Origin of the sequence: Massilia aurea (assembly GCF_014200505.1) — a bacterium.
Taxonomy (GTDB): domain Bacteria; phylum Pseudomonadota; class Gammaproteobacteria; order Burkholderiales; family Burkholderiaceae_D; genus Telluria; species Telluria aurea_B.
Genome location: NZ_JACHBX010000001.1, coordinates 518,871 through 533,599, shown reverse-complemented (window position 1 = coordinate 533,599; position 14,729 = coordinate 518,871). Strand labels below are relative to the sequence as shown.

Here is a 14,729-nt window from a genome sequence, read left to right as displayed (position 1 = left end):
TGACGCCGAATGTGACGCTTGCCGCAATGATGCGACAAGTGTCGCACCTGCGTCAACAAGAACTTGTTATCGCCGTCAGTTGCGCAGATCGTCGACGGCTTCGCGACCAAAGCCCGGCGCGAGCAGATAGTCGGCCAGGTTGCGCGCGCAGTCCTCGGGCGAGGTCAAGCCGACCGTGTCCTTCAGCTCGACGAAGCGCTCGCGCAGCGGGAAGTTGGCGTCCGGCGTCGCGCGGATCGCCGCCTGCATGTCGGTGTCGATGACGCCCGGCGCCAGGCTGACCGCCAGCACCTGCGGGTCACCGTCAAGCTGGACCGCGCGGGCATGCTGGTCGAGCGCGGCCTTGGTTGCGCAGTACACGGCCCAGCCAGGATAGGCATTGCGCCCTGCCCCGCTGGAAATATGCAGGATGCGCCGCGCGGCATCGGGCGCGGCCTGCACGAACGCGGCTGCCAGCGCCAGCGGCGCACCGATATTGAGCATCACCGCCTGCAGCACGGCCGCCGGCGCCTGCGCGGCAAGCGAGCCCACTGGCGTGACGACGCCGGCATTGTTGACGAGGTACGCCGCATCGGCACCCGCGAGAAAATCGCGCAGCGCCGGCCCGGCAAGCCAGGCCTGCAAGGCAGCCGGATCGGCCATGTCGACCTCGGCCTGTTCGATGCCGGCCAGCGTGGAGCGCCCGCGCGCCAGGCCCAGCACGGCCAGGCCGCGCGATTGCAGTTCGGCCGCGATGGCGGCCCCGAGGCCACGGGTGTGGCCGGTGACGATGACTTTTTTCATGAAGCGTTCCTTAGATGAAGACGGGTTCGGGTTCCAGCATCACGCCATAGCGTGCCGCGACATCGGCCTGGATCGCTGCGGCCAGCTGGACAACATCCTGTCCCGTGGCCCCGCCCAGATTGACGAGCACCAGCGCCTGCTTGTGGTACACGCCGGCCGCGCCCAGGTGGCGGCCCTTCCAGCCGCACTGGTCGATCAGCCAGCCCGCGGCCAGCTTGAACGTGCCGTCCGGCTGGGCGTGGTGCACCAGGGTCGGGAACTGCGCGAGCAGGCGCGCGCATTCCGCGTTTGACACCACCGGATTCTTGAAGAAGCTGCCGGCATTGCCGATCTCGCGCGGATCGGGCAGCTTGCGGCGCCGGATCGCTTCGACCATCAGGCCGATGGCGTTCGGCGTGGGCGCCGTCAAGCCGGCTTCGCGCACCGCATTGCCCAGTTCGGCGTAGCGCAGGTTCGGCTGCCATGCGCGCGGCAAGGCAAACGTCACGTCCAGCACGACGAGATTGGCGCCATCGGGATGCTTGAAGATGCTGTCGCGGTAGCCGAAGCGGCAGGCGGCTGTATCCAGCGTGCGCGTGGCGCCGCTGGCCATGTCGTAGGCAGTGAGGCTATGGAATACGTCCTTGGTTTCGACGCCATACGCCCCCACATTCTGGATAGGCGCGGCGCCCACGGTGCCGGGTATCAGCGAGAGGTTTTCCAGCCCGCCGATGCCCTGCTCGAGCGTGAAGCGCACGAATGCATGCCAATTTTCGCCGGCCTGGGCGCGTACGAGGATCTTGCCGGCCTCTTCGCCCAGCACCTCGCGGCCCTGCCCCGTCATGTGCAGCACCAGACCCTCGACGTCGCGCGTGAACAGCAGATTGCTGCCGCCGCCAAGCACCAGGCGCGGCAAGGCGGCCAGCGCCGGATCGGCACGCACCGCGGCCAGTTGCTCGGCGCCATCCACACGCAGGTAGTGGCGCGCGCGGGCGGGAATGCGGAAGGTATTGAACGTGTCGAGCGGCTGGTCGTGAATGAGAGGCATGATGTAACGGCGTAAAAGTGTCGTTTCATTATAGTGGTTCGTGCATTGCCGGCTTTCCACACGGGTGAAACGGTCGCGATTCGGGCCGCCGTCCGCTAAAATGGAGGGATTCATCTACATGCAAAACAAAATAAGGACACCCCATGCCATCATTTGATGTCGTCTGCGAAGCAGACATGGTCGAAGTAAAGAACGCGGTTGAACAATCGAACAAAGAAATCACGACCCGTTTCGATTTCAAGGGCAGCTCGGCCAATGTCGAGCAAAAAGACAAGGAACTGACGCTGTTTGCCGATTCCGATTTCCAGCTGACCCAGGTCAAGGACGTCCTGATCAACAAGATGGCCAAGCGCAAGGTCGACGTGCGCTTTCTGGACGAAGGCAAGGTCGAGAAAATCGGCGGCGACAAGGTCAAGCTGGTGATCAAGGTGCGCAACGGTATCGAAACCGACGACGCGAAAAAAATCACCAAGCTGGTCAAGGAAAGCAAGATGAAGGTGCAGGCGAGCATCCAGGGCGAATCGGTGCGCATCACCGGCGCCAAGCGCGACGACCTGCAGACGGCCATGGCCATGCTGCGCAAGGACGTGCAAGACCTGCCGCTGGCCTTCAACAACTTCCGCGACTGATCGGTATCAGCGCGTTGCAACGGGCCGGCTTGACCGGCGCTGGCACGGGGCGCTACGTGGACAATGTGTCCGCTGAAGCCTTGTAACGCTTGGAGTAAAATGGCGCCGTGCGTCGACCTGGGGTCGACTAGTATGCACCGCAGCCACTCCGGGCAGATTAGGTAGTCTAAGGATAGCAATGAAACGTGTTGATGATTTCCGCCTGCGCATGGGCAACAAGGAATACGTGCCCATCATGATCGGCGGAATGGGTGTGGACATTTCGACGTCCGAGCTGGCGCTGGAAGCAGCCCGCCTGGGCGGGATCGGCCATATCTCAGATGCAATGTCGCAAGACGTGTCCGACCGCAAGTTCGACACCACGTATGTCAAGGAAAAAACCAAGACCTACAAGTTCAACATCAACAACATGAACAAGGCCGTGGTCCAGTTCGATCTGGATCACTTGGCCGAGGCCACGCGCCGTCATGTCAGCTCGACCATGGAAGCGAAGAAAGGCGATGGCCTGATCTACGTGAACTGCATGGAAAAGCTGACCATGAACGCGCCCAAGGAAACGCTGCGCGTGCGCCTGGCGTCGGCGCTGGATGGCGGCATCGACGGCATCACGCTGTCGGCCGGCCTGCACTTGGGTTCGTTCGAGCTGATCAAGGATCACCCACGTTTCCGTGATGCGCACCTGGGCATCATCGTGTCGTCCGTGCGCGCGCTGCAACTGTTCCTGCGCAAAGTCTCGCGCCTGGACCGCAAGCCCGACTTCATCATCGTCGAAGGTCCGCTGGCCGGTGGCCACTTGGGCTTCGGCATGGATGACTGGAAGCAATACGACCTGCACATGATCATGGACGAGATCCATGCGTTCGTGAAGGCCGAGCAGCTTGGCATCCCGGTGATCGCCGCCGGTGGCGTGTTCACCGGTTCGGATGCCGTCAGCTTCCTCGAAAAAGGCGCCGGCGCCGTCCAGGTCGCCACGCGCTTTACCGTGACCACCGAATGCGGCCTGCCGGACGACGTCAAGCAGGAATACTTCCGCGCCAGCGAAGAAGACATCGAAGTCAACGGCATCTCGCCGACCGGCTATCCGATGCGCATGCTCAAGAATACGCCGGCCATTGGCTCTGGCATTCGCCCGGGCTGCGAATCGTACGGCTATCTGCTCGATGCGACCGGCAACTGCTCGTACATCAATGCCTACAACCGCGAGGTGCAGGCGCATCCGGAGCTGAAAAAAGTCACGGTGATGGACAAGACCTGCCTGTGCACGCACATGCGCAACTTCAATTGCTGGACGTGCGGGCATTACACGTACCGCCTGAAGGACACGTCGCATCTGCTGGCCGATGGCAATTACCAGATACTGAGTGCCGAGCACGTGTTCAAGGATTACCAGTTCAGCGTCAACAACGAGATCGCCCTGCCGGAAAAGCAGGAGATCGTCGCAGCGTAAGCGCGCGACGTAATCTCGTCTGTTGCTGTTGCCGCTTCGCACGGCAACCACTAAAACGTCATTCCTGCCTGCACGGGAATGACGTTTTTGCGTTTACGCCTGAATGAACCGCCTTGTCCCGCCCCTGCCCCGTGATCGCCGCTGAATGTGCGCAGGCGCACCGAAGCCGTCTTGCATGAACGTTACGGTAACCATTCCATCAGCGGGAGTGAGCAATGAGCGAAGAGAAAAAGCAGGTCCGTATTACCAAAGCGACGATGCCAGCCGGTGGCTGGGGCTCGGTCGGTGACGTCAGCACGATCCTGACCGACCAGAACGTCGTCGTCAAAGACACGGGCTTGCTGCTCAAGCAAAACAAGACCGATGGCTTCGCCTGCGTCAGCTGCGCCTGGGCCAAGCCAGCCAATCCGCACCCGTTCGAGTTCTGTTCCAGCGGCGCCAAGGCCACGGCGTGGGAAACCACGAGCAAGTCCATCGGCGCCGACTTTTTCCAGCGCTACACGCTGACCGAGCTTGAAGGCTGGAGCGACCATCAACTGGAAGACCACGGCCGCCTGACCACGCCGCTGCGCTACGACGCCGCCAGCGACAAATACCTGCCGGTCGACTGGGACGTGGCCTTCAACGAGATCGGTGCTGCGCTGCGCGGTTTTGACCCCAAGCAGGTCGTGTTCTATGCATCGGGCCGCGCCTCGCTGGAAACGTCGTACATGTACCAGCTGCTGGCGCGCATGTACGGCAACAACAACCTGCCGGACAGCTCGAACATGTGCCACGAAAGTACATCGGTCGGCCTGCAGAAGACGATCGGCATCGCCGTGGGCACGGTCAAGCTGAGCGACTTCGAGGACACCGACTGCATCCTGTTCTTCGGCCAGAATGTGGGCGTCAACAGCCCGCGCATGCTGCACCAGCTGCAAGAGGCGCGCAAGCGCGACGTGCCGATCATCACCTTCAACCCGCTACGCGAGCGTGGCTTGGTGAGCTTCACCAATCCCCAGTCGCCGCTGGAAATGCTGACGAGGCAAGAAACGGCGATTTCGACCCAGTATCACCAGGTCAAGCCGGGTGGCGACACGGCCGTCATCATGGGCATGTGCAAGGCGATCTTCGCGCTTGACGATGCGGCGCTGGCCGCCGGTGAACAGCGCGTGATCGACATCGCGTTCATTCAGGAACACACCAACGGTTTCAGCGACTTCGAGCAGGCCGTGCGCGCCTGCTCATGGGAAGCCATCGAGCGCGAAGCGGGCCTGTCGCAAGCGGCGCTCGAAGAAGCAGCGGGCGTGTATGCCAGGTCAAGCGCGGTGCTGGGCGTGTACGGCATGGGCCTGACCCAGCACCGCAATGGCGTGCAGAACGTGACGATGCTGGTCAACCTGCTGCTCTTGCGCGGCAATATCGGCAAGCCGGGCGCCGGCATCTGCCCGGTGCGTGGCCACTCGAACGTGCAGGGTCAGCGCACGGTCGGCATCACCGAAAAGCCCGAACTGGCGCCGCTCGACAAGCTCAAGGAACAATTCAACTTCGAGCCGCCGCGCGACATGGGTCTGACGACGGTCGATGCCTGCGAAGCCATCATCAAGCGCGACCTGCAAGGCTTCATTGGCCTGGGCGGCAATTTCCTGCGCGCCGTGCCGGAAACGGTGCTGATGGAAGCGGCCTGGCGCGAGCTGCCGCTGACGGTGCAGATCGCTACCAAGCTCAACCGCAACCACGTCATCCACGGCAAGGCGGCTTACCTGCTGCCATGCCTGGGCCGGATCGAGATTGACCGCCAGGGCTCGGGTGACCAGTCGGTGTCGGTCGAAGACAGCACGTCGCACATGCACGGCTCGCGCGGGATGACCGAGCCAGCCGCGCCCGGCCTGCTGTCCGAACCGGCGATCGTGGCCGGCATCGCCAAGGCGACGCTGGCGCCCAACCCCAACGTCAACTGGGATGCCTGGGTGGCCGACTACCGCGTCATCCGCAAGGCGATGGGCGTGACTTTCCCCGAGATCTTCAAGGATCTGAACGAGCGCATGTGGACGCCGGGCGGCTACCGCAAGCCATTGGCCGCTGCCGAGCGCATCTGGAAGACCGAGAGCGGCAAGGCCGAATTCACGGTGCCCGAAGAACTGCCGGGCAACCCGAACATGCCGGGCGGCCCCGACATCCTGCGCCTGTTTACGATCCGCAGCGACGGCCAGTTCAATACGACCATCTACAGCAATGACGACCGCTTCCGCGGTGTGCACGGCAGCCGCATGGTGCTGTTCATGAACGCGGCCGACATGGAACGCTATGGCCTGGGCAAAGGCGACGTCGTGGCGCTGCGTACGCATGCGGACGATGGCGTGAATCGCCGCGTCGAAGGCTTGCAGATCGTGCCCTACGATGTGCCGTCCGGCTGCATCGCCGGTTATTACCCGGAATGCAATCCGCTGATTCCGCTGTGGCACCACGCGAAGGAAAGCAAGGTGCCGGCAGCGAAGGCCATCGATGTGCTGCTCGAGCGCAGTCACTCAGTGGCAACGAGCGCGGCAACCAGCGCGGCACCGAGCGTGGCATGAACGCGCGCACGTCCTTCCCCGGTGACGGCGGGCCGGATTATCCGGTAGCCAGTAGCGTACCGGCGGCCTGCTGGCAAGCCGGCGCGAGCGAGGCGCTGGCTGAGGTGCTGGCCGAGGAAGTGCCGGTGGCGCTCGTCTACAACGGCATCAGCCACGCCGTCATGCTGGCTTCGCCGCAAGACCTGGAAGACTTCGCACTGGGCTTTTCGCTGTCCGAGCGCATTGTGCGCCAGGCGGCGGATATCCGCGACATTGCCATCGAGACAGGTTCGCACGGCATCACGCTGGCGATGGAGATTGCCCCCGGCGCCATGGCGCGCCTGAAGGAAACGCGGCGTGCACGCACCGGCAAGACCGGCTGCGGCCTGTGCGGCGTCGACAGCCTGGCCTGGTTCGAGCGCGAAACGGGCCTGATCGATGCACGCGACGGCGGTGCGCACGGCGTGACGGCGCAATTCGCGCCCGATGCGCTGCACCGCGCGATGGCCGCGATGGCGGCGCTCCAGCACCTGCACCTGGCGACCGGCGCCGTGCACGCGGCGGGCTGGGCCGACCGCGATGGCGTGCTGCGCACAGTGCGCGAAGACGTCGGCCGCCACAATGCACTCGACAAACTGATCGGCGCGGTGGCGCACGATGGCGTACCGGCCGACAGCGGCTTCGTTGTCGTGACCAGCCGCGCCAGTTTCGAGATGGTGCAAAAGACCGCGCGCGCCGGGATCGCCGTACTGGCGGCCATTTCGGCGCCGACGGCCATGGCCGTGCGCCTGGCCGATGCTGCCGGCGTGACGCTGGCCGGCTTCGTGCGCGCCGGTCGCCACGTCGTCTACAGCCATCCGCAGCGCCTGACCTGAGCGTCTGACGCAGGAATCTGATGCACACCCGCGCACGTCTCAAGCGCGGCGCGCGACAACGATGTTGAACGGGTATAAGCTGAAAGCATGCGCGCAACCAACGCGACGCGATGCGAGAGAGGCGGCCCGACATGTCAACGTTTGCCCCTGCCGAGCAGGTCAGTTTCCTGGCTGATCAAGCGGGCACCATCACCAGTTGGAACCCGGCGTGCGCCGCGCTGTTCGGCCCTGCTGCAGCCGATGTCATCGGCCAGTCGGTCGCCAGCCTGCTTGACGGCGCCAGCTGGACAGTGTTGCAAGGCGCCGCCCAGAGCCAGACCACATTGGCGACCAGTGCCGGCCCCCGCCCTGCCAGCCTCCACCTCATGTTGCAGACTGGCCGCGACGGCGCCCCGCTCGGCTACAGCATCACGATTACCCCAGCCGTGATTGGCTTATCCGAAGGCGAGCGGCTTGGCGCGACACCACTGTCCGCCGTCGTCGACCTGCTGCCGGGCACCTTCTACATCATGAACCGCGAAGGCCGCGTCCTGCTATGGAACCATAATCTCGAGCGGCTATGCGAGATGATGCCGGACGAGATCGCCGCCGCCAACGGCATCGCCATGCTCGACCCGCGCGATCGGCCCGGCGCGCTCAGGCAGGTCGAGGCCATGTTCGACAACAACACCGAGATCGCCCTGGAAACCGACTACGTTTCGCGCAGTGGCCGCGAAACGCCCATGCTGCTGCGTGGCGCGCGCATCGATTGCAATGGCGGCCAGTACATCTTCGGCATGGGCATCGACATTTCCCGCCAGCGCGCACGCGAGCGCCAGCTCGCCCTGTACCGGCGCGCGCTCAATGCCGCGCGCAATGGCGTGATCATCGCCCATGATACGGGGCCCGACCATCTGATCGAGTACGTCAACCCGGCGTTCGAGCGCATCACCGGCTACAGCGCCGAAGAAGTCATCGGGCGCGATTCGCGCTTCATGACGGCGCCTGGCCTGGACGCCGACGAGCGCAGCCGCATGCGGCGGGCGCTGCGCGAGCATCGCTCGGTGCACGTCGTGCTGCGTAACCTGCGCAAGAATGGCGAACTGTTCTGGAACGACCTGCACATCACGCCCGTGCACGACGACAATGGCAAGGTCACGCATTTTATCGGCATCATCAACGACGTCACGGCCAGCAAGCAGCGCGCCGAACATGTCGAGACCGACGTCAACCATGACAGCCTGACGGGCCTTGCCAGCCGCACGCTGTTGCGGGACCGGCTCGACCATGCCCTGCACCTGGCCCAGCGTCACCAGACGCTGGTGGCCACGGTGCTGATCGACCTGGACGGTTTCAAGGCGATCAACGACACGTTTGGCCACGATGCCGGTGACGCCGTGCTGAAGGTCGTCGCGCGGCGCCTGCAGGCGGCCGTGCGCGACAGCGACACGGTGGCGCGCATGGCGGGCGATGAATTCGTCCTGGTACTGGTCGACCAGCCGACCTTGCGCTTCACGCTGCGTATGGTCGAACGCTTGCGCCGCGCATTGATCATGCCGGTCTCGTTTGGCGGCAACGACATCGACGTGGGCGCGAGCCTGGGCGTGGCGGCCTACCCGCACGATGGCGCGACATCGGCCGACCTGATCCGCGCTGCCGACATGGCAATGCACCGGGCCAAGCGCCATGGCGGCGGCGTGCATTTTCATTCCCGCGAAATGCACGACGTCAGCGAAGCGCGCGCCGCACTGGCCAACAGCATGCGCAGCGCGCTCGACGACGATCAGTTATTTTTGCTGTTCCAGCCCCGGATGGAAGCGCGCAGCGGCAAGGTGCGGGGGTTCGAGGCCCTGCTGCGCTGGCGCCATCCCGAGCATGGCGTGATGCTGCCGGCGTCCTTCCTGGCCGAAGCCGAAGAAAGCGGCCAAATCGTCGAGATCGGCGGCTGGGTGCTGGACCAGGCCTGCGCCTTCGCACGCGACCTGCGCAGCGCCGGTTACGCCGGCTTGCCGGTGGCCGTGAACGTGACGCACCGCGAATACAGCCGGCCCGATTTCATCGCCGGCATCGCCCGCCGCATGCAAGAGGCCGGGTTACCGCCCGGGAGCCTCGAAATCGAAATCCCCGAAGCTGACCTGATCCGCAACCCGGGCCTGGGGCGCGACCTCTCGGTGCAACTGCGCGCGACAGGCGCAATGCTGTCGGTCGACCAGTTCGGGCAAGGCATGTCCGATCTCGCGTTCCTGCAGCAGTTATCGGTGCGCCAGGTGAAACTGTCACGCAAGGCCGTACACGACATCGCCGACCACGGCCGCAACGGCGCGCTCGCCCGGACCCTGATCGATATCGGCCACAACCTCGACATCACCGTGGTGGGCGAGGCGGTGGAAACCGAGGCGCAGGTCGACTTTTTGCGCAGCCACGGCTGCGACCAGATGCAGGGGCAATGGTTCAGCGCGCCATTGTCGGCCGCCGCCGCGCGCGCTTTCCTCAAGGACCGCCAACATGCGTTGTAGGGTGGACGGGTTCCCCGTCCACGCGTTCAACGAACGTGATTGCGCCACACATCCAACTTGAGTCGAACGCGTGGACGGCATAGCCGTCCACCCTACGGCAATCAGTGTGGCCAATTAAACGAATCGTAACACCCACCCCGTCCATTCCCCGATTTGTGCAGGCTGTCGCAGGAAACTGGCCCTGACGCGCCCGGCGCGTTAAAGTTGCATCATTCCAACGGCCGCCGCTTTGGGCCGATGCAACATCCTCCGACGATCGACGACGCCATGCAAGCACGCAGCACGACACAGCACCATCTGGCCGGCACCCTGTCCTGGCTCTACCGCGCCTTCGACGGCGTGGCGACCTGGGTCACCCAGCTGTCATGGTGGAAGTTTCTTCTTTTTGCCGGCCTGACGCTGACCGCTGCCGGCATCCTGCAGGAGGAACTGTTCAACGGCCCGGCCGAAGAAGAAATCGCCCGCGCCGAGCGCGAATCCGGCCGCCGCAGCGACGCCAGCATCCTGATCGACGAGAGCGGCATCCGCTTCAATCCCCGCACCCGGCCCCGCGCGGCAGACACAGCACCGGCGACGACACCGGAAACGCCCGAGGTGCCCGCGGTGCCTGACACGCCCGATGCACCACCGGGCCCGCCAGTGACGGCGACGGCGCCCTCCTCGACCGCTGGCGCCGTGAACATTTCGCCGAATAGTGACTCCGTCCACATCGAACTGCCGCCGCAAATCGGCGAAGAATTGTCGAACGCCATCGAGGCCGCCGTCGAAGACGCCGCCGAGCAAAAAGTGTCGCGCTATCACAAGCAGGCCTCCACCTGGTTCATGAACTTTGTCGTGCTGTTGCTGCTGGCGCTGTTCGGGACCAAGGCGCTGGTCGGCGGCAAGAAGCGCGCCGATGCCGAAGCCCAGGTGGCCAACGCGGCCGCCGAGCGCGAAGCGATGCAGCGCCAGCTGATGGAAACCAAAATGCAGATGATGCAGGCGCAGGTCGAGCCGCACTTTTTATTCAACACGCTGGCGTCGGTCGAGCACCTGATCCGCGTCGACCCGCCACGCGCGTCGGCCATGCAGCGCAGCCTGATCCAGTATCTGCGCGCGGTGCTGCCTCAGATGCGCGACAACGCCGTCGTGACGGGCCTTGGGCGTGAAGTCGACATGGTCAATGCCTACCTGGACCTTCTCAAGATGCGGATGGAAGAACGCTTGAGCGTCAACCTGCGCGTGCCGGACGGCCTGCGCAGCGCGGCCTTCCCGCCGATGATGCTGCAGTCGATGGTCGAAAATGCCATCAAGCACGGGCTGGAATGCAAACCCGAAGGCGGCACACTGAACATCGTTGCCGAGGTCGTCGACAGCCGCCTGCGCGTGACCGTGGCCGACGACGGCGTGGGCTTTGGCGTGATGCCGAGCGACGGCACCGGGCTGGGCCTGCAGACGATCCGCGAACGCCTGAAGCTGCTGCATGGCGAGGCCGGCTGGCTGCACATCGGCGCCAACAGCCCGACCGGCGTGATCGCGACGATCGAAGTGCCGTACCAGTTGTCCAAGTAATCAGCTGGCGGGCGGGCAGCGGCGATTGATCGCTTGCCTGTAAATCAGTTTCATTGAATAATCATTCAATCATATTTTCATAACAACACGCTCAAGAGACCACCATGCCCACCGCAATCATTGCCGATGACGAAAGACTGATGCGCGACCAGCTGCGCATGCGCCTGCAGGACGCCTGGCCCGAACTGCAGATCGTCGGCGAAGCGAAAAATGGTGACGAGGCAGTCCAGCTGGTGGGCGAACTCAAGCCCGACCTGACGTTTCTGGACATCCGCATGCCAGGCAAGACCGGCATGGAAGCGGCGCGCGACATTGGCGACAGGAGCCTGGTCGTGTTCGTCACGGCCTACGACCAGTACGCGGTGGAAGCGTTCGAACGCGGCGCCATCGACTACGTGCTCAAGCCGACCGAGCCGGACCGCTTGCGGGTGACGGTCGACCGCCTGAAAGAGCGTCTCGAGCGGCCGCCAGCCAATGTGAACGACAGCGTCAGCGCCATGCTGAGCCAGCTGGCCGAAAAGATCGCCTCGCCCAAGCCGAAGCATCTGCAATGGATCCAGGCCAGCATCGGCCAGGACCTGCGCATGATTCCCGTCGAAGATATCCTGTTCTTTCGCTCGGACGAAAAATACACCAGCGTGCAGACGAGCGGCTTCGAGGCGCTGATCCGCAAGCCGGTGCGTGACCTGGCCGATGAGCTCGATCCGTCGCTGTTCTGGCAAATCCACCGCGCGACGCTGGTCAACGTCAATGCCATCGAAGGCGTGACGCGCGATATCCGTGGCCGCCATCTGGTGATGGTCAAGGGTCGGCCCGAAAAGCTCGAAGTCAGCCGCAGTTTTTTGCACCTGTTCAAGCAGATGTGACAGCGTTGCGGGGCGCGCGTGCCAGTGCGCGCCTTGTGACCTCTCAAGGCCCAGGCGGGGCGTGCGCGTAGTGTAGAAGGTCCGGCCCTCGCCCGTGGCCTTCTCGCTTCCTGCCCGCATGAAACTCCAGCGCACGATGCATCTGCGGCGCAACCGCAGCCTCGACCAGCGCGCCGCACGCGCCTGCGACAGCCGGCGCATCCTGCACAGCGCCAGCGACGCCATCCTGTCGGTCGGCCACGACACCACGATTTTGCTGGCCAATCCAGCAGCGGCGCGCATGTTCGATACGGGCGTGGCCAGCCTCCAGGGCAGTCCGCTGGCGCGCTTCATCGTCGCACCCGGCGCCGACGCCCGCACCCCGCCTGATTATTTCCCCGCTGGCCTTGGCCGGGCCGGCCGGCGCGCCACCGACTACGCTGTCACGGGCATTCGCAGCGACGGCGAACGCTTTCCCATCGAAGGGTCGATCTCGAGCGTCGAGCACGAAGGCCGGCCGATCTACACGGTGATCCTGCGCGATGTGTCCGAGCGCCATCTGGTCCAGCAGACGCTGGCGCGCTCGCACGACCAGTTGCGCCAATTGTCGTCGGCGCTGCAAAGCATCCGCGAAGAAGAGCGCACGCATATCGCGCGCGAACTGCACGACGACCTGGGGCAATTGCTGGCCTCGCTGCGGATGGACCTGACGCTGCTGGCGCGTGTCGAGCGCTTGCCCGAAGCGAGCACACCCCTGCTCGGCGGCATGGAAACCAATCTGCTGACGGCCATCGTGTCGCTGCGCCGGATCGCCACCAACCTGCGCCCGCGCGCCCTCGACGAAGGCGGGCTGTATTTTGCACTGCAGGGCTTGCGCGACGAATTCACCGAACGCCACGGCATCGCCTGCACCGTCCTTGCGGATGAGGCGGAATTGCGGCTGGACGATTCGGCCAGCACTGCCATCTTTCGCATCGTGCAAGAAGCACTGACCAATATCGCGCGCCATGCGGGCGCGCAGCACGTGTGCGTGAACCTGTACCGCACCAATGGCGACCTGCTGCTGACGATCCAGGACGACGGCCGGGGCATCCGCGCACAAGACATGGGCAAGGCCGAATCGCTGGGGCTGATCGGCATGCGCGAGCGGGTCTGGGCGATGCAGGGCGACATCACGATCGGCGCCGACGAGCCGCCGGGCACGCGCATCGATATCGTGCTGCCGATTGCGGGCCATGTCGTCTGATGCCCCAGGAATCGGGATTGACAAACGTCCTATTGCATAAAAACAACAGTGCCAAGCTGTCATGAACTCGACACATAGTCTCGATAAGATCGCTGTCGATCTGAGTTGATTACAAACTCAACATCTTGTCGAAACCACACTGGAGATCTTCATGAAGTATAAGTTCCTGGCCGCCGCCGTGCTGTCATCCCTGCCACTGTTCGCATCCGCCCAAACCAACGTCCAGATCTATGGCGTGATGGACGCGGCCGTCGCTCTCGAGGACACCGACGTGCCGGGTGAAGACCGTCGTACCACCATCAGCTCGGGCAACCAGTCGAGCAGCCGTCTGGGCTTCCGCGGTACCGAAGATCTCGGCAATGGCCTGAAAGCCCTGTTCAACATCGAAGCCGGCGTCGCGCTGGACACCGGCGCCACCGACACGCAGACCTTCGGCCGCCGCGCCGTGGTCGGCCTGCAAGGTAACTTCGGTACCGTGACCCTGGGCCGCGAGTACTCGCCAATCGCTGCTGTCGCCGCCGCATCGGACATCAACGGTCAGGGCATGTACGGCAGCAACCTGTCGGCCTTCGGCACCAACCGCCTGACCCGTCGCCTGTCGAACTCGATCAACTACAAATCGAACGACCTGTCGGGCTTCGTCGTCAACGCCGCCTACTCGACCGCCGAAAAAACCGTCGACCCATCGGGCGACCTGCTGGGCATCGCGCTGGAATACAAGATCGGTGGCCTGTACCTGGGCGCCGGTTACCACACCATCGAGCGCCTTGCTTCGGGCGACGACAAGGAAATGGCCTTTGGCGCCGGCTACAAATTCGGCGACTTCGAAATCAAGGGTAACTACCTGGAAGCCGAACTGGAAGGCACCACCGCCAGCAATGGCGTCGAGTACAAGAACGCCAACATCGGCGCATCGTACGCACTGGGCGCGAACAAGTTCTTCCTGAACTTCCAGCAGCAAAAGCTGAACAACGGCGCCAAGGGCAACACCGTGGCCGTGTCGTACACCTACACGCTGTCGAAGCGCACCAACTTCTACGGCACCTACGCCCAGCTGAGCAACAACAACCGCGCTGCGTTCGGCATTAATGCATCGTCGAACAACGTGACCCCGGTCTCGACCAACCCGGCCATCAGCGCCCTGAGCGCCGATCCATCGGTGCTGACCGTCGGTATCCGTCACGCGTTCTAAGCATGGCGCCGCACATGCCGCCAACGGCGGCGTGTGACGGTCGCTCTCAGTTCCTGCGTCCGTGGGAATTTTTAATGCCGGCGCTGCCGGCATTTTTCATGGCGC

Annotated in this window: 11 protein-coding genes; 9 read left to right on the top strand and 2 right to left on the bottom strand. The window is 64.1% G+C overall.

Going from position 1 to position 14,729, the window contains the following annotated elements; translation table 11 throughout:
* Positions 1–75: 75 nt before the first annotated feature.
* Complete coding sequence (locus HD842_RS02275; protein ID WP_183550402.1) at positions 76–783, bottom strand: SDR family oxidoreductase; 708 nt, start codon at positions 781–783, stop codon at positions 76–78.
* A gap of 10 nt (positions 784–793) precedes the next feature.
* Positions 794–1,810, bottom strand: coding sequence for a UDP-N-acetylmuramate dehydrogenase (gene murB / locus HD842_RS02270; RefSeq protein WP_229424559.1), 1,017 nt, complete (start codon positions 1,808–1,810; stop codon positions 794–796).
* Between the two features lie 143 nt (positions 1,811–1,953).
* Between murB and HD842_RS02265 the strand changes: the two genes are divergently transcribed.
* The 9 genes from HD842_RS02265 to HD842_RS02225 all read left to right on the top strand — a co-directional run bounded on the left by HD842_RS02265 (position 1,954) and on the right by HD842_RS02225 (position 14,624).
* Positions 1,954–2,439 (top strand): YajQ family cyclic di-GMP-binding protein, encoded by a 486-nt coding sequence (locus HD842_RS02265; protein ID WP_183550398.1) that lies wholly within the window; start codon positions 1,954–1,956, stop codon positions 2,437–2,439.
* A 178-nt stretch (positions 2,440–2,617) separates the two neighbouring features.
* Complete coding sequence (locus HD842_RS02260) at positions 2,618–3,886, top strand: nitronate monooxygenase (protein ID WP_183550395.1); 1,269 nt, start codon at positions 2,618–2,620, stop codon at positions 3,884–3,886.
* Between the two features lie 215 nt (positions 3,887–4,101).
* Positions 4,102–6,441, top strand: coding sequence for an FdhF/YdeP family oxidoreductase (locus tag HD842_RS02255; protein WP_183550392.1), 2,340 nt, complete (start codon positions 4,102–4,104; stop codon positions 6,439–6,441).
* Entirely contained in the window at positions 6,438–7,295 is an 858-nt protein-coding gene (gene fdhD / locus HD842_RS02250) for a formate dehydrogenase accessory sulfurtransferase FdhD (protein ID WP_183550388.1), read from the top strand. The genes HD842_RS02255 and fdhD overlap by 4 nt, the downstream gene beginning before the upstream one ends.
* Positions 7,296–7,426: 131 nt before the next feature.
* Positions 7,427–9,790 carry a sensor domain-containing protein gene (locus HD842_RS02245; RefSeq protein ID WP_183550385.1) on the top strand — a complete coding sequence of 788 codons (2,364 nt, stop codon included), beginning with the start codon at positions 7,427–7,429 and terminating at the stop codon, positions 9,788–9,790.
* A gap of 267 nt (positions 9,791–10,057) precedes the next feature.
* Positions 10,058–11,341, top strand: coding sequence for a sensor histidine kinase (locus HD842_RS02240; RefSeq protein WP_183553516.1), 1,284 nt, complete (start codon positions 10,058–10,060; stop codon positions 11,339–11,341).
* Positions 11,342–11,445: 104 nt separating this feature from the next.
* Positions 11,446–12,207 (top strand): LytR/AlgR family response regulator transcription factor, encoded by a 762-nt coding sequence (locus HD842_RS02235; RefSeq protein WP_183550382.1) that lies wholly within the window; start codon positions 11,446–11,448, stop codon positions 12,205–12,207.
* Between the two features lie 118 nt (positions 12,208–12,325).
* Positions 12,326–13,432, top strand: a complete 1,107-nt coding sequence (locus HD842_RS02230) for a PAS domain-containing sensor histidine kinase (RefSeq protein ID WP_183550379.1) — start codon at positions 12,326–12,328, stop codon at positions 13,430–13,432.
* Between the two features lie 151 nt (positions 13,433–13,583).
* Entirely contained in the window at positions 13,584–14,624 is a 1,041-nt protein-coding gene (locus HD842_RS02225) for a porin (protein ID WP_183550376.1), read from the top strand.
* The last annotated feature ends 105 nt before the right edge of the window (positions 14,625–14,729 follow it).